Genomic DNA, 26,283 nt, shown 5'->3' with positions numbered 1-26,283 from the left:
GGATTTATGACGACTACCAACCGTCCGACGCTCGGCTTCGCCCAGCTCTGGAACATCTCGTTCGGTTTCTTCGGCATCCAGATCGGCTTCGCGCTGCAAAACGCGAATGCCAGTCGCATTTTCCAGTCGCTCGGCACCCCCATCGACCAGTTGGGCCTGATGTGGATCGCGGCTCCGCTGACCGGGCTGCTGGTCCAGCCGTTGATCGGCCATTATTCCGACCGGACGTGGGGACGACTGGGGCGCAGGCGACCCTATTTCCTGATCGGTGCGATCCTGTGTACCTGTGCGCTGTTCTTCATGCCGAACGCACCGAGCATTCTTGCGGCGGCGATGACGCTGTGGATCCTCGACGCATCGCTGAACGTGTCGATGGAGCCGTTCCGCGCGTTCGTCGGGGACATGCTGTCCCCTCGCCAGCGCCCGGCGGGCTATGCATTCCAGACATGGTTCATCGGTGCAGGCGCGGTCGTCGCCAGCATCGCGCCCTATGCCTTCGAAAACGTCTTCGGCGTCAGCAACACCGCCCCGGCGGGCGAGGTGCCCGATGCCGTCCGTTACGGCTTCTATTTCGGCGGGGTGATGCTACTGATCGCGGTGCTGTGGACCGTCCTGACCGTTCGCGAATACAGCCCGGCGGAACTGGCGGCGTTCGGGGAAGAAGCGCAGGAACCCGTCGACCATGCCCCGCCCGTCATCCCCCAGCGCGGACCGTTGTGGATCGTCGGCGGCATCGTCGTCGCGCTGCTGATCGCATGGGCCGAGCGCAGTGGAGCGTTGGCAAGCGGTCGCGAAGCCTATTTCGTCGCCGCCGGCATCGCGCTGTACGGCGTGGCGCAGCTGGTTTCCGGCGCGCTGGTCCGCGCCGGCCGCGGCGACAATGTGTTGAGCCACATCATCGGCGATCTGGCGACCATGCCCGACACGATGCGGCGGCTGGCGCTGGTCCAGTTCTTCACCTGGGGCGCGCTCATCATCATGTGGGTCTATACGACCCCGGTGATCGCCCAGCAGGTATGGGGCACGATCGACCCGACCTCGGACGGGTATAATCAGGCGGGTAGCTGGGTCGGCGTCCTCTTTGCCATCTATTCGGGCGTCGCGGCGGTGGCGGCGTTCGCCTTGCCGGTGCTGGCACGCCGGATCGGCGCGGCGCGGACGCATCTGCTGTGCCTCGCCATCGGCGCGGTCGCCTATATCGGCATCTTCCTGACGCATGACCGTATCGGAATGGTCGTGCCGATGATCGGGATCGGCATCGCGTGGGCATCGGTGCTGACCATGCCCTATGTGTTGCTCGCCAATGCCCTGCCGCAGCGCAAGCTGGGCGTGTATATGGGCATCTTCAACTTCTTCATCGTCCTGCCGCAGCTGATCGTCGCGACCGTGATGGGCGGGGTCATCAAGACGTGGTTCCCGACCAATCCGGTCTACACCATGCTGGTCGCGGCAACGGTAATGGCGCTGGCGGCGGTGGCGATGCTTCGGGTGCGCGACCCTATCGCAGGGTGACGGTTCGTCCGGCGCGATCGACCCGGATCGACGAGCCGGGCAGCCGGAGTTCGAAGCCGGGGCAGTCGGGTGCTTCCCAATTTGCCGGGGTCATCGACTGTCCGTCGAGGGTCAGCCACATTGCCTGATCGGGTACGTGCCGGTCGAATACCGCCGGTCGTTCGCGCCGCCAGCGCGCCAGTGCGGCGACATGATCCTCCAGCGCCACGTCGCGCGCCGCCCAGTCGACCCAGGTGATCGCGTTGTCCTGTGCATAGGCGTTGTTGTTGCCCCGCTGGCTGCGGCCGAATTCGTCGCCCGCGGTCAACTGGATATGGCCGCGCGTCGCGAACAGGGTGGCCAGCAACGTACGAAGATCGGCGGTGCGGGCGGCGATCACGCGCGGATCGTCGGACCGTCCTTCCACCCCGTGATTCCACGACAGATTGTCGCCATGCCCGTCGCGATTATCCTCACCATTTGCATGATTGTGCCGATCGACATGCGACACCAGGTCGGCAAGGGTGAAGCCGTCATGCGCGGCAAGGAAGTTGACGCTGCAGGTCGGCGATCCGAAGATATCGGCCGACCCCATCAACCGCGTCGCCAAGGTCCCGACGCTGCCGTCCCCGCGCCAGAACCGGCGGACATCGTCACGATAGCGGTCGTTCCATTCGAGCCAGTCGGGTGGAAACTGCCCCAGCTGATAGCCGCCCGGACCGATATCCCATGGCTCGGCGATCATCACCCGGTCGGCGAGCAGCGGGTCGGCGGCGATGGCGGCAAAGATCGGTGCGTCGCGATCGAACCCCGGCGACCGGGCGATGACCGGGGCGAGATCGAAGCGGAACCCGTCGACGCCCAACGCCGCGAAATGCCGCAGCGATGCAAGGATCAGATCGCGAACCCCCGCGTCCCCGGCGTCGAGCGTGTTGCCGGTGCCGGTATCGTTGATGAGGCGCCCGTCCGGCGCATGGGCGTAGCTGCGATCGTCGAGCCCACGCAGCGACAGGATCGGCCCCTGTACGTCGCTCTCGCCGCTATGGTTGAACACGACGTCGAGGATCACGCCGATATCGGCAGCATGCAGTGCCGCGATCGTGTCGCGCAGTTCGGCGATGCCGCCGGGGGCAAGGGCCGGGTCGACCGCCATGAACGCGACCGGGTTGTACCCCCACGCATTGCGAAGCCCCAGCGGTGGCAGATGCCGTTCGTCGATCCACGCCACGATCGGCATCAGTTCGATCGCACCGACGCCGATCTTGCGCAGATGGGCGAGGACCGACGGATGGGACAGCGCTGCGATCGTCCCGCGCTGTGCCTCCGGTACGTCGGGGTGCAGCATGGTGAAGCCACGCACGTTCAGTTCGTAGATCGGCCGGGCTGGATCGATGCGCGGCGGTTCCGGCCGGACCGGTTCGAACGATGTCGGGACGATAGCGCGCGGCACGATCGACGCCGTATCCGCCCCGAACCGCGACAGGGCCGGATCATGGACGAACCGCCGGTCGAGTTCGACGGCATAGGGATCGACCAGCAGCTTGGCCGGATCGAACCAACGCCCCGCCGCAGGTGCCCAGTCGCCGTCGGCACGATAGCCGTAACGCTGCCCCGGACCGACACCGTCGACATCGACGACGAAACAGTCGCCGTCGCGCATCATTGCCACCCGGCGCTCGACGTCGCCGTCGAACAGGCACAACCACACTGTCGCCGCATCGCGCGCACGGACGGCAAAGCGGGTTCCGCCGCCGATGGCACTGGCGCCGGCAATCACCGGGTCGTCAGGCCGCGATAGAGTTCGGCATAGCGCGCGCCGCTGCGCTTCCACGAAAAGTCGGCGCGCATCCCTTGTTTCTGCATTGCCGTCCACAGATCGCCACGGGCATATAGCCCCATCGTCCGGCGCAACGCATGGAGTAGCCCGTCCGGCGTCACCGCCGCGAACTGGACCCCGGTCGCAACGCCGGCGGCCACCGCCGCTTCGTTCGCGTCGATGACCGTATCGGCCAATCCGCCGGTCCGCGCCACCACCGGCACGCAGCCATAGGCCAGTCCATATAATTGGGTCAGCCCGCATGGTTCGAAGCGCGACGGGATCAGGATCGCATCGCCGCCCCCCTGCAACAGATGTGAGAGCGCTTCGTCATAGCCGATCCGCACACCGACACGTCCGGCGTGCCGGTTGCGTGCCGCCATGAACGCGCCTTCCAGTGCAGCATCACCCGATCCGAGCAAGGCCAGACGTCCGCCCATCGCGACCAGCGCGTCGAGGCTGTCGGCGAGCACGTCCATACCCTTTTGCCAGGTCAGCCGGCTGACGACGATGAAGATCGGACCTTCGCCGCGATCGAGGTCGAACGCCGTCTCGACCGCGCGTTTGTTCGCGCGGCGGCGCGACAGGTTGCGTGCGGAATAGCGGGCGGGGAGGGCGGTGTCGTGCTCGGGCGACCACACCGCCGGATCGATCCCGTTGACGATGCCGCTCACCCGGTCGCGCCGCGCCTCGATCAATCCTTCGAGACCCATGCCGAATTCGCTGCGCCGGATTTCCTCGGCATAGCTGGGTGACACGGTGGTGATCGCATCGGCCGACGCCAGTCCGGCCTTGAGCAGGCCGACGCCGCCATAATATTCGATGCCGTCGAGTGCGAAGGCGGCGTCCGGCAGGTTCAGTCCGGCGAACACCGCGGCGTCGTAGCGGCCCTGAAACGCGATATTGTGGATCGTCAGCACGCTGGGCACGGTCGCGCCGTCGTAGCGCAGATAGGCCGGCGCCATCGCCCCCTGCCAGTCATGCGCGTGCAACAGGTCGAACCGCGGCGCGATATCCGCCGTCGCCCGACCGAGTGCGGCGAAGCGCTGCCAGTTATCGTTCCAGTCGCGGCCCGTTGTGTCGGCATAGGGGCCACCGTCGCGGACGAACAACTCCGGTGCGTCGAGGACCAGCAGCGGATGGCCGTCGATCTTTCCGTCCAGCAACCGCGCTGGCGTACCGAGCAGGTCGTCCCAACGATGGACCAGCTTCGCCCTGCCCAGATGCTTCAGCACCGACGGATAGCCGGGCAACACCGTCGTCGTCTCGACACCATGTGGAGCGAGGGCTGCGGGCAGGGCACCGACGACGTCGGCAAGGCCGCCGGTCTTGACCAGCGGATACGCCTCGGAAGCTACCGATAGAACGCGCACCTACGAACTGCCCGTGGTGCGCGAAGGTGTCGAACGGGTCATCACGCCTCCAGCCGGTCGATCATCGGCTGGGTAATCAGACAAATCCCCCGTTCCGTCCGGCGGAAGCGGTGACCGTCGATCACCGGGTCCTCGCCGATCACCAGCCCGTCGGGAATCGTCACGCCGGCATCGACCACGCACCGCGTCAATCGTGCGCCGCGCCCGATCCGGGTCATCGGCAGGATCACCGATTCATCGATGTTGCTGAAGCTGTGCGCGCGTACCCCGGTGCTCAGCAGGCTGCGATGGATGCTCGACCCCGACACGATGCAGTCGCCCGATACCAGGCTCGACACCGCGCAACCGCGCCGGCCATCGACATCATGGACGAATTTCGCCGGGGGTGTGATTTCCGAATAGGTCCATAGCGGCCAGCTGCGATCGTACAGGTCGAGTTCGGGCACCACGTCGGTCAGATCGATATTCGCTTCCCAATAGGCATCGACCGTTCCCACGTCGCGCCAATAGGCGCGCGGCTCCTCGGGACTGCGCACGCACGATGCGGAGAAGCGATGCGCCTGCGCATGGCCATGCTTCACCAGCCACGGGATCAGGTCCTTGCCGAAATCCCGGCTGGAATCCGCTGTATCGGCGTCGCGACGCAGTTCCTCGAACAGCAAGGCGGTACGGAACACATAGATGCCAAGGCTGGCGAGCGCGAGATCGGGCTGTCCGGGGATCGCCGGCGGGTCCTTTGGCTTTTCGACGAAATCGATGATCCGGTCCTGTGCATCGACATGCATCACGCCGAAGCCGACCGCCTCCATCCGCGGCACTTCCATGCACGCCACCGTCACGTCGGCGCCGGTGTCGACATGCTGCTGCAGCATGAGCTCATAGTCCATCTTGTAGATATGATCGCCCGCGAGGATGACCATATATTCCGGATTATAGCTCTGGATGATGTCGATATTCTGGAACACCGCATCGGCGGTGCCCTCATACCATTGAAATTCGCTAATTCGCTGGCTTGCCGGCAGGATGTCGAAGCTTTCGTTGCGTTCGGGACGCAGGAAGTTCCAGCCGCGCTGCAAGTGGCGGATCAAGCTGTGCGCCTTGTACTGCGTCGCCACGCCGATGCGGCGGATGCCCGAATTGATCGCGTTCGACAGTGCGAAATCGATGATCCGGCTCTTGCCGCCAAAATAGACGGCGGGCTTGGCGCGGGTGTCGGTCATTTCGAACAACCGGCTGCCGCGCCCGCCCGCCAGAACATAAGCCATCGCGTCGCGCGCCAATGGTTGTCCCCGACGTTCCATGTACCCCTCCCAGATTATTTTTCGTTTTCGAACCAGAGCGTTGCCAGCGGGGGCAGGGTCAGTGTCACCATCCCGTCCGTCGCTTCGACAACGCCCATATTGCCCATGCCGCCGCCGCAATATTCGGCGGCGTCGCTGTTCAGCATCTCCCGCCAGCGCCCGCCCTGCGACACCGGCACGCGATAGCCTTCGCGCGGGATCGGGGTGAGGTTGCTGACGACCAGTACCGGCGCTTCGCCCGGTGCCCGGCGCTCCCAGGCGAACACCGAATTGGCGGCGTCGTCGACCACGGCCCAGGCGAACCCGTCGCCCTCGCAGTCGCGGGCGTGCAGCGCCGGCGTCGCGCGATACAGCCGGTTCAGGTCGCGGATCAGCGATGCGACGCCGCGATGGGCGGGCGCGTCCATCAATTCCCAATCGAGCGCGCGTTCCTCGGACCATTCGCGGCGCTGTGCGAATTCCTGTCCCATGAACAACAGCTTCTTGCCGGGATAGCCCCACATCAGCGCATAATAGGCGCGCAAATTGGCGAATTTCTGCCAGTCGTCGCCCGCCATCTTGGCCAGCAGCGATCCCTTGCCATGCACGACTTCGTCGTGGCTGAGCGGCAGGACGAAGTTTTCGCTGAACGCGTAGGTCAGCCCGAAGGTGATTTCATTGTGATGATGCGACCGATGCACCGGCTCGCGCGCCATATAGGCGAGCGTGTCGTGCATGAACCCCATATTCCATTTGAACCCGAAGCCCAGACCACCTTCGTGCGCCGGTTTCGACACGCCGGGCCATGACGTCGACTCCTCGGCAACCGTAAAAAACCCGGGATGGTCACGATAGACCGCACGGTTGGTGGCGCGCAGGAATTCGACCGCCTCCCAGTTTTCGCGCCCGCCGGCGTCGTTGGGGATCCATTCGCCATCCTTGCGCGAATAGTCGCGGTACAGCATCGACGCGACCGCATCCACGCGCAGTCCGTCGACATGATAGCGCTCGGCCCAGAACAACGCATTGTTGACGAGAAATTGCGATACTTCGCGGCGGCCGAAATTATAGATGGCGGTGTTCCAGTCGGGGTGGAAGCCCAGCCGTGGATCGTCATGTTCGTACAGCGCGGTACCATCGAACCGCGCCAGTCCGTGCGCATCGGTCGGGAAATGGGCCGGCACCCAGTCGAGCAATACGCCGACGCCGGCCTTGTGCGCGCCATCGACGAAGCGCGCGAACCCGGCCGCATCGCCGAACCGCGCCGAGGGGGCATAAAGGCCGGTCGTCTGATAGCCCCAGGACGGGTCGTAGGGATGTTCGCTGATCGGCAGGAACTCGATATGGGTAAAGCCCATGTCGACGATATAGGGGATCAGTCGATCGGCCAGTTGGTCCCATGGCAGGAACCAGCCATCGTCGCCGCGCTGCCAACTGCCGGCATGGACTTCGTAGATCGAGATCGGCACACGGCGCGGATCGACCGATGCCCAATGCGCGCGGTGCGCGCCGTCGCGCCAGTCGTGATCGAGCGGCGCTGCCGTCAGCGATGCCGTTGCCGGTCGCAGTTCGCTGGCAAAGGCGAACGGATCGGCCTTGTGCGGCAATCGCTGCCCGTCCGCGCCGATGATCGCGAATTTATACGCCTGACCCGGCCCGACATCGGGCAGGAAGATTTCCCACACGCCAACATCGCTTCGCCGCCGCATCGGATGACGCTTCGCATCCCAATGGTTCCAGTCGCCGACCACGCTGACGACCTGGGCGTTCGGGGCCCAGACCGCGAAGTGCATGCCTTCGGCACCTTCATGCCGGATCGGATGTGCGCCGAGCTTGTCGTGCAGCCGCAGGTGCGTACCTTCGGCGATCAGGAAATCGTCGGTCGGCCCCAGCACCGGCCCGAACGAATAGGGGTCCTTGATCCACCATTCGCCGGCACCGCCGCGCGCGTAGTAGAGCATCGGCTGGGGCGGGCCGTCGATCATCCCCTCGACGATGCCGTCGCCGACCGGTCGCAACTCGCCCAGCAGCTTGCCCGACAGGTCGTGCGCCAGCACCTTCTGCGCATTCGGCAACCATGCGCGCACGAACGTACCCTCCGGACCGGCGTGCGGCCCCAGCAGCGCGAAAGGATCGGCGTGACGCCCCGCGAGCAGCGCCGCGACGGCGTCGGCCGGCGGCTTCACATTACTTTCCAGATATCGCGGGCATATTCGCTGATCGTTCGGTCGGACGAGAACCAGCCGACCCCGCCGACATTGCGGATCGCGCTGGCGTTCCAGCCGGCCCGGTCGGCCCAGCGCGCGTCGACGTCGCGCTGTGCCTGCGCATAGCTGTCGAAATCGGCGCAGCACAGGAACCAGTCGCTATTCTCGAGCCCTTCGATCAGCCCGGCATAGCGGCCCGGATCGTCATGGCTGAACACGCCGCTTTTGATCGCCGACAGCGCCTGCTGCAACTCGCGGGAGGCGGCGATCGCCTCGCGCGGGTCATAGCCATTGGCGCGCTTCTCGGCGACCTGATCGGCGGTCAGGCCGAAGATGATGATGTCGTCCGCGCCGACATGGTCGCGGATTTCGACATTGGCCCCGTCCAGCGTGCCGATGGTCAGTGCGCCGTTCAGCGCCAGCTTCATGTTGCCGGTGCCCGATGCTTCCATGCCGGCGGTGCTGATCTGTTCGGACAGGTCGGCGGCAGGCATGATGAGTTCGGCGAGCGAAACATTGTAGTTCGGCACGAACGCCACGCGCAGCAGCCCGCGCACCGCCGGGTCCGCATTGACCCGGCGCGCGACGTCATTGGCCAGTTTGATGATGAGCTTGGCGTTATGATAGCTCGACGCCGCCTTGCCCGCGAACAGTTTCACGCGGGGCGTCCAGTCCTTGTCCGGCTGGCTGCGGATCTGGTCGTACAGCGCCACCGTTTCGAGGATATTGAGCAACTGGCGCTTATATTCGTGGATGCGCTTCACCTGCACGTCGAACATCGCGTCGGGATCGAGGCGGACGCCCATCACCTCGCGCAGATGTTGCGACAGCCGGACCTTGTTGGCGCGCTTCACGCCCTCGAACTTCTCGCGGAACGCGGCATCGGCGGCGAAGGGTTTCAGGTCGGCCAGCCTGGTCGCATCGTCGAGGAAGCCGTCGCCGATCGCCTCGCGGATCAGCGCGGTCAGCCCCGGATTGCTTTCGAACAGCCAGCGGCGCGGGGTGATGCCGTTGGTCTTGTTGTTGATCCGGTCGGGATACAGGCGGTGCAGGTCGGCGAACACCGTCTGTTTCATCAGGTCGGTGTGCAGCGCCGCGACGCCGTTGACGCTGTGGCTGCCGGTGAAGGCGAGGTTTGCCATCCGTACGCGCCGCTCGCCGCCTTCGTCGATCAGGCTGATCGCGGAGATCGCGCGATCGTCCTGCCCCTGAGTCCGCGCCTCGCGCAGCACCTTCGCATTGATCGCATAGACGATCTGCATGTGTCGCGGCAGCAGCCGTTCGAACAGGGGGAGCGGCCAGCTTTCGAGCGCCTCGGGCAGCAGCGTGTGATTGGTATAGCCGAACGTCGCCTTGGTAATCTCCCACGCGCCGTCGAAATCGAGCGCATGGTCGTCGATCAGGATGCGCATCAACTCCGCAACCGACACCGCCGGGTGGGTATCGTTCAACTGGATCGCAGCCTTGTCGGGCAGGGTGCGGATGTCACCGAAATACTGGACGTGCCGACGGACGATGTCCTGGATCGATGCCGAGGAGAAGAAATATTCCTGCCGCAGCCGCAATTCCTGTCCGGCCGGCGTCGAGTCCGCCGGATACAGGACGCGGACCAGCGTGTCGGCGCGCACCGAAGCGGCCAGTGCGCCTTCGTGATCGCCGGCATTGAACCGGTCGAGCCGGATCGGATCGCGCGCCCGCGCGGTCCACAGCCGCAACGTATTGACCCGCGCCCCGCGCCAGCCGATCACCGGGGTATCGACCGCTACCGCCTCGACGCTTTCGCTCGGCATCCAGTGAATGTCGCCATTCTCGTCGCCGACCACTTCACCGCCGAAACCGATGCGATAATTGCTCTCGCGCCGTTCGAACTCCCATGGATTGCCGTGGCGCAACCACGTTTCGGGCAGCTCGATCTGCCAGCCATTGTCGATCCGCTGGCGGAACATGCCGTTCACATAACGGATGCCATAGCCGTACGCCGGCAGGTCGAGGCTCGCGAGGCTCTCCATGAAGCAAGCCGCCAATCGTCCGAGACCACCGTTACCGAGGGCGGCATCGGGTTCCTCACCCTCCAGATCGGACAGGTTGACGCCCAGCGACGCCAGCGCCTCGCGCACCTCGTCGGTCCGCGACAGATTGGCGATCGCATCGCGCAACAGCCGCCCGATCAGGAATTCGAGGCTTAGATAATAGACCTTCTTCGCCCCGGCGGCATGGGCTTCCTTGCTCGACGCCATCCAGCGTTCGATGATGTCGTTGCGCACGGTCAGGATCGTCGCTGCCAGCCAGTCATGTGGCAGGGCGGCCTGCGCATCCTTGCCGATGCGATGGACCAGCGTTTCGAGGATCGCGTCGGCGAGCGGCGGGGACGTAGGGGAAACGGCGGAGAGGGCAGGCTGAGTCACGCAGGTTCCTCTGAACAGGGTCGGAACGACAGTATCGATTGTCGAACGCTTGTCACGCGCAATACGTATGCGTGCGATGCGTCGTTCCGGTTACCATCGGGTTAGCGCGTGATTAATGCCGCAATGCTTTGTTGAGCGGCCGTTTCCATCTTCCTCCCGTTGGGTTCGAGCAGCTTCGAGCGAAGTCGAGAAAAGGCTCGGATGGACCATGCCCCGCATGGTCCAGAATTATAAGGGGGACAATTCGGCCCGAACCTCGTCGAGAACGGGTCGCTATGGGCACCCCCTTGTCGACTTCGGTTCTCGACAGGCTCGAACCTCCGCTCGAAGCAAACGGGAAAGGGGGGATCGTCGCCCTCAGCCCATCAGCACGACATGCAAAAACCGCGGTCCATGCGCCCCGCGGACATACTGCCCTTCGATGTCGGTCGTCCCCGACACGCCGGTGACCCAGTAATGCGCGCGATGCCCCGCCAGATCGGCCGGAATATCCTCCAGCGTCGCGACCAGGTCCGCTTGCGCCAGCACGACGATATGATGGAGCGTCAGAAAGTTCGGCAGCATCGGTGCCTGTGGTCCGGTTTCGAACACCAGCGACCCGCTCTCCGCCACTCCCGCCTTGGCAACCGCCAGCGCAGCGCCCTGATCGGGGGCGGCCTCCTGATCGATCTGGAAGCCGTGCCAGTCGAGCGCGGCGACATGCGGATCGGGCGGCAGATAGAGCGCGGCGGGCAGCGCCTGCGCCGCAAGATAGCGCCGAACCGCATCGGGCAGGGCATCGGCAGCATCGATCCGGTCGAACGTCGCCGACACGCTCGGCCCCGCCAACCGCAGCACGAAGCGTTCGACCAGCGAACCGGCGGGCTCGGGGGGGCGCTCGCTTCCCGCCACCAGCGCCGCCGCCCGCGCCGTTAGATCGACGGGTACGGTCGCCCGCAGCTTGCCGAGAATCGTGTCGCGCGCGTTCATCGCCGTCGCCCCTTGGCATATTGCGCCGTGAAGGTACCGCCTTCGGGCGCGGGCATGTCGCGATACTTCGTCCACGCGGCGGCAAAGGGCAGGCGCGTGATCCAGCCCTGTCGTGTCATGACCCGCATCGCGCGTACGGCTGCGCTGCTCGCGATGCGATACAGCCGTGGCCGCAGCACCGCCCGCCGCCAGATGCCGAGGCCCTGCCGCATCGACACCGGTTCCAGCCCCTCGCGCCAGCTTTTCTCGCGCCATCCGCGCAACAGCGTGGGGAGGGGGATCTTGACCGGGCAGACCTCCTGACACCGCCCGTTCATCGTGCAGGCGTGGGCCAGATCGCGATTGGCCGACAATCCGTCGAGCGCCGGGGTCAGCACCGCCCCCATCGGCCCCGGATAGGTGCCGCCATAGGCATGGCCGCCGACCTGCCGGAACACGACGCAATGGTTCATGCACGCCCCGCACCGGATACAGCGCAGCATCTCCTTCAATGCCGCATCGGCGGCCATCGCGCTGCGGCCATTGTCGACCAGTACGATATGCATTTCCTCCGGCCCGTCGCGATCGCCATTGCGCTTCGGCCCGGTATAGAAGGTCGTATATTGGGTCAGCGCCGCGCCGGTCGCCGATCGCGCCAGCATCCTGAGCATATGGATGGCATGGGGCAGCGACGGCACGATCTTTTCGATCCCCGCCGTCACGATATGGACACGCGGCGGGACGATCGACAGTTCGGCATTGCCTTCGTTGGTGACGGTGCAGACGCTGCCGCTGTCGGCGATCAGAAAGTTCGCGCCGGAGATGCCGACATCGGCCCCCAGCATCTGGCTGCGAAGATGCCGCCGCGCACTTTCGGCCATCGCCGCGATCGTTTCCTCGACATGCGGGTCGCGATGCTTCGCGCGGAACAGCGCCGACACCTGCTCGCGCGTCTTGTGCATCGCCGGCCATACAATGTGCGACGGCCGTTCGCCCGCCAGCTGGATGATATGTTCGGCAAGGTCGGTCTCGACCCGCTCGATCCCCGCCTCGGCCAGCGCATGGTGCAGGCCGATTTCCTCCCCCAGCATCGATTTGGAACGCGCGACCGACGTCGCACCCGCCTTGCGGCACAGGTCGATGACGATCGTCGCGGCCTCATCGGCGGTGCGCGCCCAATGGACCTGCGCGCCAGCCGCAATCGCGTTCGCCTCGAACATCTCCAGATAGTGACCGAGATGCGCGATCACATGGTCCTTGATCGCCGCCGCCCGCGTCCGCGCATCCTCGAATGCCGGAAACGCCTCGACCGCCGCCGCCCGCTTCGCCTCGGCGGTGCCGGCGGTGCGCTCGACCGCGACCTTCAGCACCGGATCGGCCAGCGCCAGTTCGACGCGTTGGCCAAAGCTCATGCCGGCTCACCGATCGCCGGGCCATCGCCCATACCGGCGAGAATCTCGATGGTATGGAACGCCCGGACGCTGCTGCCGCGCCGGTGCAGCTTGCCCGCCATGTTCATCAGGCACCCCAGATCGCCCGCCAACAACAGTGCCGCGCCGCTGTTCTCGATCGCCTGCGCCTTTTCCTCGACTACCGCATTCGAAATCGCCGGATATTTGACGCAGAAGGTGCCACCGAATCCGCAGCAGGTCTCGGCCCCTTTGAGCGGCAGCTGGTCGAGACCGGCGACCGCCGAGAGCAGCGTTCGCGGCTGGCGCTTGATGCCCAGTTCGCGCAATCCCGAACAACTGTCGTGATAGGCGGCGCTCGTCTGCAGGCCGACCCCGTCGGGCCGCCAGCCCTGTGCGTCGAGGAACGACAGGATTTCGTGTGTCCTGGCAGCGATGGCCTCGGCCCGCGCCAGCCATGCCGGATCGTCGGCGAACATTTCGGGATAATGGACCTTGATCGTCCCGCCGCAGGACCCGCTCGGCACGACGATTGCGTCGTAGGGTTCGAGGCAGACGATCGTCGCCTTCGCGATCGCCACTGCCCCGTCGCGGTCGCCTGAATTAAACGCGGGTTGGCCGCAACAGGTCTGGTCCGGCGGCACGATCACGTCGAAACCCGCCTCTTCCAGCACCTTCAGGCTGGCAAAGCCGATCGCCGGCCGCATCGCATCGACCAGACAGGTGACGAACAGCGCGACCGACGGCCTGCTCATAGCCCGTGCCGCTTGGCGAAGGCGAAGAACAGCTTCGTCCACGGGGCCGGCTGGCCATCCAGCATCACGCCGAAGCCGTGGCCACCAATTTCAGGAAGATACGCTTCCGCCGGCCGTTTCGCCTGCCGCAGCGCAGCCAGCAGCGCGAGGCCGTTGTCGACGCTGACCACCCTGTCGTCGATCGCGTGGGCGATGAAGGTCGGCGGGCTGGCCGCGTTGATCCGGGCATCGGTGCGGGCGCGCAACGCCTTCTCCGGCGTCGGGTCCTTGCCAAGCAGTTGATCCTGCGATCCCCTGTGCGTGCCCGGCGCACCCATCAGCACCACCGGATACAGCAACCCGGCCACCCGTATGCCCAGCGGCTGTGCATCGGCGGCATCGACCGGACGATAGGTTTCGTCGCTACGATATGCCAGCATCGCCGCCAGATGCCCGCCCGCCGAAAATCCCATCACCCCGATCCGGTCGATCGCGACTGCATTGGCCTTCGCCTCGGCCTTGATGAGCCGTAGCGCGCGCTGGGCATCCTGCAACGGCGCATCCGGCCCGGCCGCCCATGGATCGCCGGGCAGACGGTATTTCAGCAGGTAGGCGTGATACCCTTGCTCTGCGAAGAACTGGAGCAGCGCCCGTCCGCCATTGCCGATCGCGACGCGAAGATAGCCGCCGCCCGGGACCAACAGGATGGCCGCGCCGTTGGGCTTGGCCGGGGCGATATGCGCCATGGTCGGGGTACGGACGTGCAGGAACGCGGTGTCGTCCTTCGGACCGGTCGGCGACCGTGGGATTTCCTGTTCCGCCTCGGTCACCCGTTCGCCACCCGGCGCAGCGCCCGGCCAGATCGGGCGGTAGGTGAGGGGGGCGGAACCCGGTTGGGCCAAGGTGGGGAAGGCACTGGCTACGCCGACCGCCATCCCGGCGCACAGCAGAGAGCGCCGCGCCAGCCCCCAGCCGGATCCTTGAGCAGGCGGCGATCCAGGGTTGCCGGAAACAGGCGACGACGGCCGGGACTCTGGATCCCCGCCTGCGCGGGAATACGAAGGATATCCAGTCACCGGCATGCGGTTTTCCCCAAAGGCGTCGTCCGCGTCAGATCGGGTCGATCCTTTGCAACCTTCGCTGCTACCGGCAACCCCGTCCTCGCCAGATCGGCGGCGATCAGTTCCGCCACACCGCGCGCGCCCAGTTCACTGAAATGCGTGTCGTCGTCGATGCCGTCCTTGAACCCCGGCCAGCGCCCGGCAGGATAATGGAGGAACAATGCTTTCGACCCGGCGACGCCCTTGCCGTCGACCCAGCCGCGCGACGACGATTCGAGGTCGATCAACTGGGTGCCCGTCGTCGCGGCGATATCGCGCACCACTGCCGACCACGCCGCGAAATCCGCTCTGGTCTTGCCATCGGCACCGAACGACCGGCGGGTGACAGGCGTGATCAGGATCGGCGTCGCGCCATGGCCCTTCGTTTCCCACACCATCCGTAACAGATTGTCGCGATACAGTGTCGCCGCGGGCGCATAGCGTTCCGGCTTGTTCTGGCTGGCGTCGTTATGGCCGAACTGGATCAGTACAACGTCGCCGGGTTTCACCTCGGCCATGATCTTGTCCCAGCGCCCCTCGGCGATGAAGCTCTTGGTCGAACGGCCGCCCATTGCCCGGTTCTCGACCTTCACGTCACCGGTCAGGCCACAGGGCAGCATCTGCCCCCATCCGGTCTGTGGATAGCGATCTTCCCTGTACGTCTGTGCGGTGGAGTCGCCGGCGATAAAGATGGTTTCCGCTGCTGCCGGACCGGCCGCCAGCAATGCAAGAGCGAGTGCGATCGACTTCATTGGAGGTTCACGAACATGCCGCCATCGACCAGCAGCGCCGCGCCGGTGACATAGGCCGCCATGTCGGACGCGAGGAATACGATCGGTCCGACCATATCCTCGGGCTGACCCAATCGACCCAGCGGCACGCGGCTTTCCATATATTTGCGCTTCCCTTCGTCGGCGAGGTCGTCCTTGTTGATCTCGGTCAGGATCGTGCCCGGCAGCACCGAATTGCAGCGGATGCCATGCCGCCCCAGCGCGATCGCGGTCGACTGCATCAGCGAATGAACCCCCGCCTTGGTCGGGGTATAATGCGTCTGATATTCGCCGCCGACCAATGCCGAGATCGACGACACGGCGACGATTGCCCCGCCATCGCCCTGTTCGACCATCGCCTTCGCGGCCGCCTGACACATGTAATAGGCGCCGTGCAGGTTGACCCGCAGCGTCCGCTCCAGTGTTTCCGCGGGCATCTCCAGAAAGCTGTGGAATGGGCAGATACCGGCATTCGACACCATCACATCGACGCGCCCGAACTCCGCCGCCGCCTTCGCGACGAAGTCGGTGGCGGTTGCCGCCTCGGCAACGTCACCCTTGACGGCCAGCCCGCGCTGCCCGGTCGCCTCGATCGCGGCGATGCAGGCATCGGCGTCGTCGTCGCGGCTATGATAGTTGATGACGACGTTCGCGCCATGCTGCGCCGCGCCGATCGCTGCCGCCCGGCCGATGCCCGTCGACGCGCCGGTGACCAATACCGTCTTGCCTTCCAACAGCTTCATCGCAATCCTTCTCCTTATCGCTTGCGACGCTTTTGCAGCGCCTGGGTATCGGGGGACCAGCCCAGATCGCGGCTGATCCGTTCGGCGGTGCCGCGCACGTCGACGCTCAGTGTCTGCATGCGGTCGTCGTCCATATATTGGGCGGCGCTCGACACGCTGATCGCACCGACGATCCGGCCAGATGCGTCGCGCACCGGGGCGGCGACGCAGCGGATCAGATCCTCGTTCTCCTCGAGATCATACGCATGGCCGTTCGCGACATAGCCGCGCATCCGTTCCATCCACACGTCGAAGTCGGGGCGGCGGGTACCCGGCGGGTGCTCCGCCTCGAAAATCTCGATCCAGCGCGCTTCCGAATCGTCGAGCAGCAGCGCCTTGCCGAGACCTGTCGACGACAGCGGCTGTCGATCTCCGATCCGGCTGGAGATATCGACCCGGCGACGTCCCGGAATCTTGTCGAGATACAGTGCAAGGTCGCTGTCGAGCCGCCCGAAATGAACCGTGTCCTCGGTCTGCGCAGCCAGTTCCTCGATCCGCGGGCGGGCGATCTGCACGATGTCGGCCTGTCCCTGTGCGAGGAAGCCGAGCTGCAACAGCTTAGGTCCCAACAAATAACCCTCGCGCGGCAGGAAGGTCAGAAAACCGCGATCGATCAACGCGTTGGCCAGACGGTGCGTCGTCGACCGCGTAAGGCCCATGCGGTGCGACAATTCGGCGAGCTTCACCGGTCCGTCGATGACCTGATCGAGAAGGTCGAGGCCACGCACCAGCGTCTGGCTACCCTGTGCCTTGGCCGCGCTTTTCAGCTCAGGCTCTGACCCCGGCTCGGCAACCGCCGGTGATTCTTCGTTTGACGGTTTCTGTCTCATCTAGTAGCATCCTATCCCATAAAGTGAGAAAGTAAACCAGTCGGAGCGGATGTTCGCGGGATTTCCCGCAGCGGGGGTTTCCGACAATTCAGACCGCATGGCGCAGGCGGCATACCATATGATGGTACGCGGGCGCGTGCGGATTTCGGGTTCAGTCGGCGGCGGACCATGGCCGCGCGTAACGAAGGTGGTGGCAATGAAGGCGGCGCTTCCCAGGATCAAACATGTCCGTGCGTTCACCGTGCGTGGTGGCGGGGCGGACTATCACGACCAGCAGGGCTATCACTGGATCGACGATCACATCGCGACGCCGATGAGCCGCTATCCCGAATATCGCCAGTCACGGCAGAGCTTCGGCATCAACGTGCTTGGTACGCTGATCGTCGAGATCGAGGCGGAGGATGGCACGATCGGCTTCGCGGTGACGACCGGCGGCGAACCCGCCTGCTTCATCGTCGAGAAGCATCTCGCCCGGTTCCTCGAAGGGCGCTCGCCGACCGAATACGAGAAAATCTGGGACCAGATGTATTTCTCAACCCAATATTACGGGCGCAAGGGTCTGGTGGTGAACGCCATTTCGGGCGTCGACCTCGCGCTGTGGGATTTGCTCGGCAAGCTGCGCGACGAACCCGTTTATCAGATGCTGGGCGGCGCGGTCCGCGACGAACTGCAATTCTACGCCACCGGCGCGCGGCCCGATCTCGCGAAGGATATGGGCTTTATCGGCGGCAAGATGCCGCTGCACCATGGTCCGGCCGAAGGAGTCGAGGGGCTGAAGAAGAACATCGCCGAACTGGCCGAAATGCGCCAGCGCGTCGGGCCGGACTTCTGGCTGATGTGGGATTGCTGGATGGCGTTGGACGTCGACTATGCGACACGCCTTGCCCATGCCGCGCACGAACATGGCCTGAAATGGATCGAGGAAGCGATCAGCCCCGACGATTATTGGGGCTATGCCGAACTGAAGCGCAACGCGCCCAAGGGCATGCTCGTCACCACCGGCGAACATGAAGCGACCCGCTGGGGTTTCCGGATGCTGCTCGACATGGATTGCTGCGACATTATTCAGCCCGATGTCGGCTGGTGCGGCGGCGTGACGGAATTGCTCAAGATCTCTGCGCTGGCCGATGCGCGCGGCAAGCTGGTCGTGCCGCATGGCTCGTCGGTCTACAGCTATCATTTCGTGGTCACCCGCCACAATTCGCCCTTTGCCGAATATCTGATGATGGCGCCGGAGGCCGACCATGTGCAGCCGATGTTCCATCCGCAGTTGATCGGCGAGCCCATTCCTGAAAACGGACGGATGCGGACTTCGCGGCTCGATGCCCCCGGTTTCGGGGTCGAACTGAACCGCGACCTGACCATGCACCGTCCCTTCGAACACTGAGAGAACGAGACCATGAAATTCTGCCGCTACGGAACCCAGGGTGATGAGAAGCCCGGCATCGTCGATGCGAACGGCCAGATCCGCGACCTGTCGGGCGTGGTCGACGACATCACCGTCGTCAGCATCGCCGGCCTGAACGTCGATGTCGACAGCCTGCCCGTCGTCGACGGCACGCCGCGCTACGGCGTGCCGGTCGCCGGTATCGGCAAGATCGTCGCGATCGGCCTGAACTATGCCGACCACGCCGCCGAATCGAACCTGCCGGTGCCGGCCGAACCGATGATGTTCATGAAGGCACTGTCGTCGCTGACCGGTCCGAACGACGAGGTGATGATCCCCAGGGATTCGACCCACACCGACTGGGAAGTCGAACTTGCCGTCGTGATCGGCAAGACCGCGCGCTACGTGTCGAAGGAAGACGCGCTGACCCATGTCGCGGGCTTCGCGATCGCCAACGACGTGTCGGAACGCTTCAACCAGAAGCAGCGCGGCAGCCAGTGGTCGAAGGGCAAGGGCCATGACAGCTTCTGCCCGCTCGGTCCGTGGCTGGTAACGCCGGACGAGGTCGGCGACCACCAGAATCTCGACATGTTCCTCGATGTGAACGGCGAGCGGATGCAGACCGGCAACACGAAGACGATGATCTTCGACGTCGCCGAACTGATTTCCTATGTCAGCGAATATATCACTTTGTATCCGGGCGACGTGATGATCACCGGCACGCCGCCGGGCGTGGGCGAGGGCAAGAAGCCGAACGCCGTCTATCTGAAGGCGGGCGACACGATGAAGCTGGGCATCGCCGGTCTTGGCGAACAGGATCAGCAGGTCGTCGCATGGCGCAACCTTGGCGATGCGGTGCTCGGATGACCTATTCGGGGCGGTTCGCCGGACGCAGCGCAATCATCACCGGCGGGGCGTCGGGCCTCGGCCTGGCGGTCGCCGAACGCATCGTCGCAGAGGGCGGGCAGGTATCGGTGTGGGACATGAACCCCGCGCTGGAGGAAAGCTGCCAGCGTATCGGTCTGCACGGCGTACGCCTCGACGTGTCCGACGCGGCGGCGGTCGCCGCCGCTGCGGCGGAAAGCGTGGCCGCACTGGGCAAGGTCGATATCCTGATCTGCTCGGCCGGAATCACCGGGGCGACCGTGCCGGTCCACGAATTTCCGATCGACAACTGGTTGCAGGTCGTGAACGTCAACCTGAACGGTCTGTTCTATTGCAACCGCGCGGTCGTGCCGCACCTGCTGGCGAACGGATATGGCCGGATCGTCAATGTCGCGTCGGTCGCGGGCAAGGAAGGCAACCCCAATGCCAGCGCCTATTCTGCGACCAAGGCGGGGGTGATCGGCTTCACCAAGTCGCTCGGCAAGGAACTCGCCGGCAAGGGCGTGATCGCCAACGCGCTGACCCCCGCCACGTTCGAAAGCCCGATCCTCGCGCAATTGCCGCAAAGCCAGGTCGATTACATGCGCTCGAAAATCCCAATGGGGCGGCTGGGCGAGGTCGACGAAAGCGCCGCAATGGTGTGTTTCATGGCCAGCGAGGAATGCAGCTTTACCACCGGGTCGGTGTTCGACACCTCGGGCGGACGGACGACATATTGATCCATCCCTGTTCTCCCCGTTCGGTTCGAGCAGTTTCGGGCGAAGTCGAGAAGCGTCTGTCGAGAAGGCCCCACGTGAGGCACCCCCTTCCCGACGACGGTTCTCGACAAGCTCGAACCTCCGCTCGAAGCGAACGGGGGCGGGTCAGCCGAGAAAAACGATAAACCGCGAGCGCAAGGCCATGGAAAAACTCCCCTTCGTCGACGCCCATGTCCATCTCTGGGATCTCGATCGCATCCGCTACCCATGGTTGACCCCGCCCTTTGCCGATGACGGCCCCAACGGTTCGGTTGAAGCGATCGCGAAGACCTATCTGCCCGGCGACTATCGCGCCGATGCCGGCGACTGGGACGTTCGCGGCATCGTCCATGTCGATGCCGGTGCGGAGCCGGGCGCCGCCCTCGACGAAACTCGCTGGCTACAGGCGATGGCCGATTACGACGGGTTGCCGACCGCGATCGTCGCCTTCGCCGACCTGTCCGATCCCGACCTCGACACATTGCTCGCCGATCATGCCGTGCATCCCAACGTCCGCGGCATCCGCCACATCGTCAACTGGCACCCCGATTCCCGCCGTACCTACACCCCGCGCGACATGACGCAGGACGACGCATGGGGCGGGGGCTATGCCCGCCTCGCGGAACACGGGCTCAGCTTCGACCTGCAAGCCTATCCGGGCCAGTTCCCCGCTCTTGCGCAGCTGATCGAACGCCATCCCGAAACGCCGGTGATGATCAACCATATGGGCATGTGCGTGCCGGGTGAGGAAGGCGAATGGCGGGAGGGTCTCGCCGCGCTCGCCCGGTTGCCGCATGTTGCGATCAAGCTGTCGGGCATCGGCTTCACCCATCGCCCATGGACACTCGAACAGGCGCGCACGCTGGTCCTGACCGCGATCGACCTGTTCGGTGCCGACCGGTCGATGGTCGCGAGCGACTTTCCGACCGACAAATTGTTCGGCAGTTTCGCCGCGACGCTCGGGGCCTATGCCGCGATTACCGCCGACTTCTCCGACGGCGAGCGCCGCGCGATGTTCGCCGGCAACGCCAACCGGCTCTATCGACTGGGCCTGACCTTATGACCCCCAACCCGCTGACCGGCGTCGTCTACCACTGGCTCGGCGGGTTCGCGTCGGCCAGCTTCTACGTCCCCTATCGCGGGGTGCGACGCTGGTCGTGGGAGATTTACTGGCTGACCGGCGGGATCTTTTCGTGGGTGCTCGCGCCATGGTTCTTCGCGAGTATCCAGACCAACGACCTGCTCGGCGTCTTCGCCGCGACGCCGCTGCCGACGCTGTTGTGGCCGGTCTTCTTCGGCGTGCTATGGGGATTCGGCGGGCTCGGCTACGGGCTGGTCATGCGCTATCTCGGCCTGTCGCTCGGCATGGCGGTGGTGCTGGGGCTCTGCACCGTCTTCGGCACGCTCATCCCGCCGCTCTTCGCCGGAGAATTCGCGGCCAAGCTGCTCGACAGTGTGTCGGGCAACATCATCCTGTTCGGTCTTGCCCTGACACTTGCCGGGATCATCGTCGTCGCTCTCGCCGGCGCGAAGAAGGATCAGGCGCTGTCCCCGCAACAAAAGGCCGCGGCCGTCGCCGAGTTCGATTTCCGCAAGGGGATCGTCGTCGCGATCTTTGCCGGCATCATGTCGGCCTGCTTCGCCTTCGGTCTGGCCGCTGGCGAGCCGATCAAGGCGCTGTCGGCCGCCGCCGGGACCGGACCGCTCTGGACCGGACTGCCGGTGCTGTGCCTCGTCATGTTCGGCGGGCTGCTGACCAATGCGGTGTGGTGCGCGATCCTGATCGTCCGCAACCGCAGCGGCGAAGAATGGATCGGTCGCGGCAAGGCGGCGGGCGCGCCGATGGGTCGCAACTTCGCGCTGTGCGCGCTGGCCGGCACCGCATGGTATTTCCAGTTTTTCTTCTACACCATGGGCGAAAGCCAGATGGGCCGGTTCGGCTTTTCGAGCTGGACGCTGCACATGGCGTCGATCATCATCTTCGGCACGCTGTGGGGATTTGCCCTGCGCGAATGGAAGGATGCCGCACCGCGCACCCGGGCGATGGTCTGGGGCGGGGTCGCCCTGCTGGTGCTGGCGACGATCGTCATCGGTTACGGAAACATGACCGGGGGGTAGCAGTCGAGCGCCGAGGCGGTACACGGCACCGCTTGTTTCAACTGGATCTTGCCTCTCACCTAAACCGGATACGTCGGGCGGTTTGGAAGGGATGAGACCGGTAGCCGATCCTATCGCAACGGCCGGACCACCGGCGCTTCCCGATCGATTGAAAGCATGCCGTCGCGCTCGCGCAACTCGGCGATCTGCAACACGCTGCGCCTGTGCCAGCGCGGATCGCGTTTGGCCTGCTCCTCACCCGACTGATGCACGAAATAGAGTATCCATGCCCGATCGCCGACGACGACGATATCGGGATGCTGCCCCTTGGCCCGGTCGGTCGGTCGCCGCCCGGCATCGGCCAGCAGATAGTCCGGCTGCCGGGTCCAGTTCGTCGCGTCGGTCGACCGCTGGACCAGCAGCCCCTTCCACGCATCACTGACCAGCCACCATGTGCCGCGCCATCGGAATGCCTTCGGTCCTTCGCCCGGCGTGTCGGTCACCGTTCCATTGACGCTCCAGTGCGTCAGGTCACGGCTGTCGGCATATTTGATCGCCTTGCCCGCGCGTTCGTCGTTGAACCATAACCGATACCGGTTCGGCCCCAGCACCGCGACGCTGGCATCGATGACCCGGTCGGACCCGAGATCGACCCGCTCGCCACAGTCCCAGTGCATCAGGTCGCGGCTGGTCAGATGGACGAGGAAGCGCGGCGCGTTCCAGTCCCTGAACAAGCCCGGCACCACCGTCAGCCACATATGCCAGCGCCCGCCGATCCGCTGCACGTCCGGTGCCCACAGCGTCGCCCCGGTACAGGCCGGCGGGATCGCCGCCGTGCCGCCGTAGCGCCAGCGAACGCCGTCCTTCGACCGGGCGATGCCGATGGCGGTGCCATGCACCCACGACACGTCCTTCTCGTCGGCCAACGGCAGATCGGCGCGACGATTGGTGTAGAATATCACCCATTCGCGCGTCGCCGGATCGCGCACCGTCGATGCATCGGCCGCCCCGTCATGCACCGGATCGCGCCACAGCGGCACCGGCGCGCTTGCCGCTGCCGCCTGCGCCAGCAGCGCCGCCCAGATCACGCGACTTTCGCCGCGACCGGGTTATTGCCCCACAGCTGATCGTGCGGCCATCCCGACAGATCCTCGACCACCGCCTTGTGCAGCGGGTCGGGCGGGGTGGGATCGCCGGCGCGCAGCCGTTCGATTTCTTCCATCAGGATCGCATGCGTTTGCGGATCGAGGCGGAAGCGCAGCGACACGATGATACCCGCCACCAGCACCCCGAGTGTCCCGACGCCCAGCAGCAGCGCGATCGTGTTGATCGCCTCCGGCGTCTGCGTCTGCGCGCCCGAAACGAAGCCGCCCGCCTGGATGATGAGGCCGACCCCTGCCACCGCCGCCGCCTGCGTCGCCTTGCGGACGAAGGTCATGACGCCGGCGAAGCTGCCCTCCCGCCGCTGGCCGGTCACGATCTCGTCGACATCGGCCATGTAGTTGTACGTGGCCCACGGAATATAGTTGAGCGCCCCGCGCCCCAGACCGGCAAGGCCGATCGCCAGGTAGATCAGCGGGCTGGTCGCGGTCGTCCCGCCCGCCCACAGCGACAGCAGCACGATCACGCCAAGGCCGAAGGTGACCGCCGCCAGTCGATAGGCGAAGGCCGGCGAGGCCCTGAGCGCAAGGTTGATCGCGATCACTACCGCCACGAACTGGACGATATACATCGTGCCCAGCAGTCCCGACGCCATCGCCGTCGTACCCGCGAGCGCGAAGATCACGAAGAAGGTGAAGGCGGCGTTGAAGATATCCTGACTGATATAGCCGCCCAGATACATGCCCAGATGCAGCCGGAACGCACGGATGCGCATCGTCGAAAACAGGTTGCGGTACAGCGCCTTGAACGCCGACCCGACCCCGGCATTCGCGCGGGTGCCGGCCTGTGCGGGCAGGGGGCGTTCCCAGCTGAACCGATACAGAAAGCCCGCCGTCGCCATGAACAGCGCCGCGAAGATCACCCCCATGTAGAAAAATGTCTGCGCACTGTCGCGGCCCAGATAGTTGATGAGCCACAATGGCAGGAACCCGGCAAGGATCGCGGCGGTCTGGCCGAACAGGATGCGGAAACCGGCGAATTTCGCCTTCGTCCGATAGTCCGTCGACATTTCGGCGGCGAGCGTTTCGTACGGGATGATGACCATCGCATACACCAGCTCGAAGCCGACATAGCTGACCAGATAATACCAGAAGGTCATGCCCGGCAGCCACATCAGCGCAAAGCTCGGCAACAGCGGAATGGCCGCGAGAATGAAGAAACGCCGCCGTCCGAACCGCTGGCCCAGCGCCGTCGTGCCGAAATGGTCGGAGAGATAGCCGATCACCGGCGACGCGATCGCGTCGAGGATGCGGGCGACGGCAAAGATCAGCGCAGCCTGTCCGGCGGTCAGTCCGCAAAACTGGGTATAGAAGATCAGCACCCAGCCCGAAATCACCGCCATCGAACCCGCGCCCAGCACGTCGTTCGACCCATAGGCCAGATAATTGATCAGCTTTACCGGACGCTTGGCTGGTGGGGCGGATATCACGCGCGCTCTCTCCCTGACATGGCCCGGGCTTGCATCACCCGGTTCGTCATGCTCAATATGTGAATAGCTATCATACTATGTGGAATAATCACAAGTGCGTTTGGAGAGTGCGATGCGGACCCCGATCATTCTCGGCCTTGCCGCCCTGCTACTGGGCGCGGCGCCCGCGCTGGCCGAACCAGCCGCGCAGTGGGTCGACCGCCTGACCGGCCACCGCGTGGTCCGCATCAGCCGCGTGCCCGACAGCACCAGCCTGTACTTCCATCAGAACAGCTACACCCCGCAAGGCGACCGGATGGTCGTCAGCGTCCCCGACGGTATCGCGACGGTCGATCTGAAGACCTGGGACCTGAAGCCGCTGGTCCGGGAGAAGGGCGTGACGCTGCTATTCACCGGCCGGAGGACGCGAACCGCCTATTACGCGCGCCAGCTTCGCAACGACGCCAGCGGCCCCTCCACTGTCTTCGCGGTCGATATCGACAGCGGCCGGACCCGCAAAGTCGCCGACATTCCCGGCGGATCGATCGGTTCGATCAATGCCGATGAAACGCTGCTATTGGGTCAGGTCGCCTTGGGCGAAGGCGCACTCCGTCCCGACGGCACGCGTCAGGACCAGCGTCACACCCCCGGCCGCGTCGTCGGACCGGGCGAGGCGGACTATCGCGCCACCCGAGCGGACGGCACGCCCTACAGCTTCGCCGAGGCCAAGGAACGTCGGCTGAACGAACGGCTGGAAGCGGGCATCCCGATGGAAATCTTTACCATCGACCTGCGCACCGGCCAGCGCCGCGTCGTCACCGCCTCGACCGACTGGCTGAACCACATCCAGTTCTCACCCACCGATCCGCAACGGATACTGTATTGCCATGAAGGACCGTGGCACAGGGTCGACCGCATCTGGACGATCCGGGCGGACGGCACGGGCAAGCAACTGATCCATAGCCGCACGATGAACATGGAGATCGCAGGCCACGAATTCTTCTCGGCCGATGGCAAGACGATCTGGTACGATCTGCAAACCCCGCGCGGCGAGGTGTTCTGGCTCGCCGGCTACGACTTGACCACCGGCAAACGCCACTGGTACAAGGTCGATCGCAACCAATGGTCGGTACATTACAACCAGATGCCCGGCGGCCGGCGCTTTTCGGGGGACGGCGGCGACAGCGAGATGGTCGCCCATGCCCCCGACGGCAAGTATCTCTACCTGTTCACGCCAAAGGCAATTCCCGACGTAGCCGACATCCACGCCGCCAATGCCGATGCGCTGATCGTGCCGGGCACGCTGGAGGTCGAAAAGCTGGTCGATATACGCCGCCACGATTACCGGCTGGAACCGAACATGACCTTCACCCCTGACGCCAAATGGGTGGTGTTCCGCGGCAATTTCGAAGGCGCGACGCACATCTATGCGGTCGAGGTGGCGAAGGCCGCCACCTCCTGAC

General features: G+C 65.1%; 21 protein-coding genes. 7 read left to right on the top strand and 14 right to left on the bottom strand.

The window, feature by feature from the left end; translation table 11 throughout:
• Nucleotides 1-6: 6 nt before the first annotated feature.
• Complete coding sequence (locus tag ASE90_RS17645) at nucleotides 7-1,512, top strand: MFS transporter (RefSeq protein ID WP_056003975.1); 1,506 nt, start codon at nucleotides 7-9, stop codon at nucleotides 1,510-1,512.
• On the opposite strand, the gene glgX is transcribed toward ASE90_RS17645, so the two are convergent.
• From glgX to ASE90_RS17585, 12 genes are all read right to left on the bottom strand, one after another.
• Nucleotides 1,499-3,268, bottom strand: a complete 1,770-nt coding sequence (glgX, locus tag ASE90_RS17640) for a glycogen debranching protein GlgX (RefSeq protein ID WP_056003972.1) — start codon at nucleotides 3,266-3,268, stop codon at nucleotides 1,499-1,501. The genes ASE90_RS17645 and glgX overlap by 14 nt on opposite strands.
• Nucleotides 3,265-4,680: a glycogen synthase GlgA gene (gene glgA / locus ASE90_RS17635; RefSeq protein WP_056003968.1), complete on the bottom strand. Its 1,416-nt coding sequence runs from the start codon at nucleotides 4,678-4,680 to the stop codon at nucleotides 3,265-3,267. The genes glgX and glgA overlap by 4 nt, the downstream gene beginning before the upstream one ends.
• Before the next feature lie 41 nt (nucleotides 4,681-4,721).
• On the bottom strand, nucleotides 4,722-5,981 hold the full coding sequence (glgC, locus tag ASE90_RS17630; protein WP_082449915.1) for a glucose-1-phosphate adenylyltransferase: 1,260 nt from the start codon (nucleotides 5,979-5,981) through the stop codon (nucleotides 4,722-4,724).
• Nucleotides 5,982-5,995: 14 nt separating this feature from the next.
• A complete protein-coding gene (glgB, locus tag ASE90_RS17625; RefSeq protein ID WP_056003962.1) occupies nucleotides 5,996-8,146 on the bottom strand; it encodes a 1,4-alpha-glucan branching protein GlgB in 2,151 nt (716 codons plus the stop codon).
• A complete protein-coding gene (locus tag ASE90_RS17620) occupies nucleotides 8,143-10,572 on the bottom strand; it encodes a glycogen/starch/alpha-glucan phosphorylase (RefSeq protein ID WP_056003959.1) in 2,430 nt (809 codons plus the stop codon). Before ASE90_RS17620 ends, glgB begins: the two co-directional genes overlap by 4 nt.
• A gap of 357 nt (nucleotides 10,573-10,929) precedes the next feature.
• On the bottom strand, nucleotides 10,930-11,541 hold the full coding sequence (locus ASE90_RS17615) for a LutC/YkgG family protein (protein ID WP_056003956.1): 612 nt from the start codon (nucleotides 11,539-11,541) through the stop codon (nucleotides 10,930-10,932).
• Nucleotides 11,538-12,932 (bottom strand): lactate utilization protein B, encoded by a 1,395-nt coding sequence (locus ASE90_RS17610; protein ID WP_056003953.1) that lies wholly within the window; start codon nucleotides 12,930-12,932, stop codon nucleotides 11,538-11,540. Before ASE90_RS17610 ends, ASE90_RS17615 begins: the two co-directional genes overlap by 4 nt.
• Nucleotides 12,929-13,684, bottom strand: coding sequence for a (Fe-S)-binding protein (locus tag ASE90_RS17605; protein ID WP_056003950.1), 756 nt, complete (start codon nucleotides 13,682-13,684; stop codon nucleotides 12,929-12,931). Before ASE90_RS17605 ends, ASE90_RS17610 begins: the two co-directional genes overlap by 4 nt.
• Nucleotides 13,681-14,565: an alpha/beta hydrolase gene (locus tag ASE90_RS17600; RefSeq protein WP_235531934.1), complete on the bottom strand. Its 885-nt coding sequence runs from the start codon at nucleotides 14,563-14,565 to the stop codon at nucleotides 13,681-13,683. Before ASE90_RS17600 ends, ASE90_RS17605 begins: the two co-directional genes overlap by 4 nt.
• Nucleotides 14,566-14,735: 170 nt before the next feature.
• Nucleotides 14,736-15,515 carry a rhamnogalacturonan acetylesterase gene (locus tag ASE90_RS17595; RefSeq protein WP_056003944.1) on the bottom strand — a complete coding sequence of 260 codons (780 nt, stop codon included), beginning with the start codon at nucleotides 15,513-15,515 and terminating at the stop codon, nucleotides 14,736-14,738.
• Nucleotides 15,512-16,276: an SDR family NAD(P)-dependent oxidoreductase gene (locus ASE90_RS17590; protein ID WP_056003941.1), complete on the bottom strand. Its 765-nt coding sequence runs from the start codon at nucleotides 16,274-16,276 to the stop codon at nucleotides 15,512-15,514. Before ASE90_RS17590 ends, ASE90_RS17595 begins: the two co-directional genes overlap by 4 nt.
• Nucleotides 16,277-16,290: 14 nt before the next feature.
• Nucleotides 16,291-17,145 carry an IclR family transcriptional regulator gene (locus ASE90_RS17585; RefSeq protein WP_056003938.1) on the bottom strand — a complete coding sequence of 285 codons (855 nt, stop codon included), beginning with the start codon at nucleotides 17,143-17,145 and terminating at the stop codon, nucleotides 16,291-16,293.
• 196 nt (nucleotides 17,146-17,341) lie between these two features.
• On the opposite strand from ASE90_RS17585, the gene rhmD reads away from it, so the two are divergent.
• The 5 genes from rhmD to rhaT all read left to right on the top strand — a co-directional run bounded on the left by rhmD (nucleotide 17,342) and on the right by rhaT (nucleotide 22,272).
• Complete coding sequence (gene rhmD / locus ASE90_RS17580) at nucleotides 17,342-18,532, top strand: L-rhamnonate dehydratase (protein WP_056004187.1); 1,191 nt, start codon at nucleotides 17,342-17,344, stop codon at nucleotides 18,530-18,532.
• A 12-nt stretch (nucleotides 18,533-18,544) separates the two neighbouring features.
• Nucleotides 18,545-19,399, top strand: coding sequence for a fumarylacetoacetate hydrolase family protein (locus ASE90_RS17575; RefSeq protein ID WP_056003935.1), 855 nt, complete (start codon nucleotides 18,545-18,547; stop codon nucleotides 19,397-19,399).
• Nucleotides 19,396-20,136, top strand: coding sequence for an SDR family NAD(P)-dependent oxidoreductase (locus tag ASE90_RS17570; protein WP_056003933.1), 741 nt, complete (start codon nucleotides 19,396-19,398; stop codon nucleotides 20,134-20,136). The genes ASE90_RS17575 and ASE90_RS17570 overlap by 4 nt, the downstream gene beginning before the upstream one ends.
• Nucleotides 20,137-20,317: 181 nt before the next feature.
• Nucleotides 20,318-21,217, top strand: a complete 900-nt coding sequence (locus ASE90_RS17565; protein ID WP_056003929.1) for an amidohydrolase family protein — start codon at nucleotides 20,318-20,320, stop codon at nucleotides 21,215-21,217.
• Complete coding sequence (gene rhaT / locus ASE90_RS17560; RefSeq protein WP_056003924.1) at nucleotides 21,214-22,272, top strand: L-rhamnose/proton symporter RhaT; 1,059 nt, start codon at nucleotides 21,214-21,216, stop codon at nucleotides 22,270-22,272. The genes ASE90_RS17565 and rhaT overlap by 4 nt, the downstream gene beginning before the upstream one ends.
• Nucleotides 22,273-22,382: 110 nt before the next feature.
• Here rhaT and ASE90_RS17555 read toward each other — a convergent pair whose 3' ends face one another.
• Nucleotides 22,383-23,339, bottom strand: a complete 957-nt coding sequence (locus ASE90_RS17555) for a glycoside hydrolase family 43 (RefSeq protein ID WP_235531931.1) — start codon at nucleotides 23,337-23,339, stop codon at nucleotides 22,383-22,385.
• On the bottom strand, nucleotides 23,336-24,841 hold the full coding sequence (locus ASE90_RS17550; protein ID WP_056003922.1) for an MFS transporter: 1,506 nt from the start codon (nucleotides 24,839-24,841) through the stop codon (nucleotides 23,336-23,338). The genes ASE90_RS17555 and ASE90_RS17550 overlap by 4 nt, the downstream gene beginning before the upstream one ends.
• Before the next feature lie 112 nt (nucleotides 24,842-24,953).
• Here ASE90_RS17550 and ASE90_RS17545 point away from each other — a divergent pair, with 112 nt between their 5' ends.
• Nucleotides 24,954-26,282: an oligogalacturonate lyase family protein gene (locus ASE90_RS17545; protein WP_056003919.1), complete on the top strand. Its 1,329-nt coding sequence runs from the start codon at nucleotides 24,954-24,956 to the stop codon at nucleotides 26,280-26,282.
• Nucleotide 26,283: the final 1 nt, after the last annotated feature.

The sequence above is a fragment of the Sphingomonas sp. Leaf67 genome, assembly GCF_001421965.1.
Taxonomy (GTDB): domain Bacteria; phylum Pseudomonadota; class Alphaproteobacteria; order Sphingomonadales; family Sphingomonadaceae; genus Sphingomonas.
The sequence above is the reverse complement of the archived record's forward strand: the minus strand, read 5'-3'. Positions and strand labels throughout refer to the sequence as shown.

Excerpts from the sequence above, each read along its gene's own strand:
- ASE90_RS17610 (WP_056003953.1), bottom strand. The coding sequence starts at position 12,932 with ATGAGCTTTGGCCAACGCGTCGAACTGGCGCTGGCCGATCCGGTGCTG.
- rhmD (WP_056004187.1), top strand. The coding sequence starts at position 17,342 with ATGAAGGCGGCGCTTCCCAGGATCAAACATGTCCGTGCGTTCACCGTG.
- ASE90_RS17545 (WP_056003919.1), top strand. The coding sequence starts at position 24,954 with ATGCGGACCCCGATCATTCTCGGCCTTGCCGCCCTGCTACTGGGCGCG.
- ASE90_RS17605 (WP_056003950.1), bottom strand. The coding sequence starts at position 13,684 with ATGAGCAGGCCGTCGGTCGCGCTGTTCGTCACCTGTCTGGTCGATGCG.
- ASE90_RS17595 (WP_056003944.1), bottom strand. The coding sequence starts at position 15,515 with ATGAAGTCGATCGCACTCGCTCTTGCATTGCTGGCGGCCGGTCCGGCA.
- ASE90_RS17645 (WP_056003975.1), top strand. The coding sequence starts at position 7 with ATGACGACTACCAACCGTCCGACGCTCGGCTTCGCCCAGCTCTGGAAC.
- rhaT (WP_056003924.1), top strand. The coding sequence starts at position 21,214 with ATGACCCCCAACCCGCTGACCGGCGTCGTCTACCACTGGCTCGGCGGG.
- ASE90_RS17570 (WP_056003933.1), top strand. The coding sequence starts at position 19,396 with ATGACCTATTCGGGGCGGTTCGCCGGACGCAGCGCAATCATCACCGGC.
- ASE90_RS17585 (WP_056003938.1), bottom strand. The coding sequence starts at position 17,145 with ATGAGACAGAAACCGTCAAACGAAGAATCACCGGCGGTTGCCGAGCCG.
- ASE90_RS17590 (WP_056003941.1), bottom strand. The coding sequence starts at position 16,276 with ATGAAGCTGTTGGAAGGCAAGACGGTATTGGTCACCGGCGCGTCGACG.
- glgC (WP_082449915.1), bottom strand. The coding sequence starts at position 5,981 with ATGGAACGTCGGGGACAACCATTGGCGCGCGACGCGATGGCTTATGTT.
- ASE90_RS17565 (WP_056003929.1), top strand. The coding sequence starts at position 20,318 with ATGGAAAAACTCCCCTTCGTCGACGCCCATGTCCATCTCTGGGATCTC.
- ASE90_RS17575 (WP_056003935.1), top strand. The coding sequence starts at position 18,545 with ATGAAATTCTGCCGCTACGGAACCCAGGGTGATGAGAAGCCCGGCATC.
- ASE90_RS17615 (WP_056003956.1), bottom strand. The coding sequence starts at position 11,541 with ATGAACGCGCGCGACACGATTCTCGGCAAGCTGCGGGCGACCGTACCC.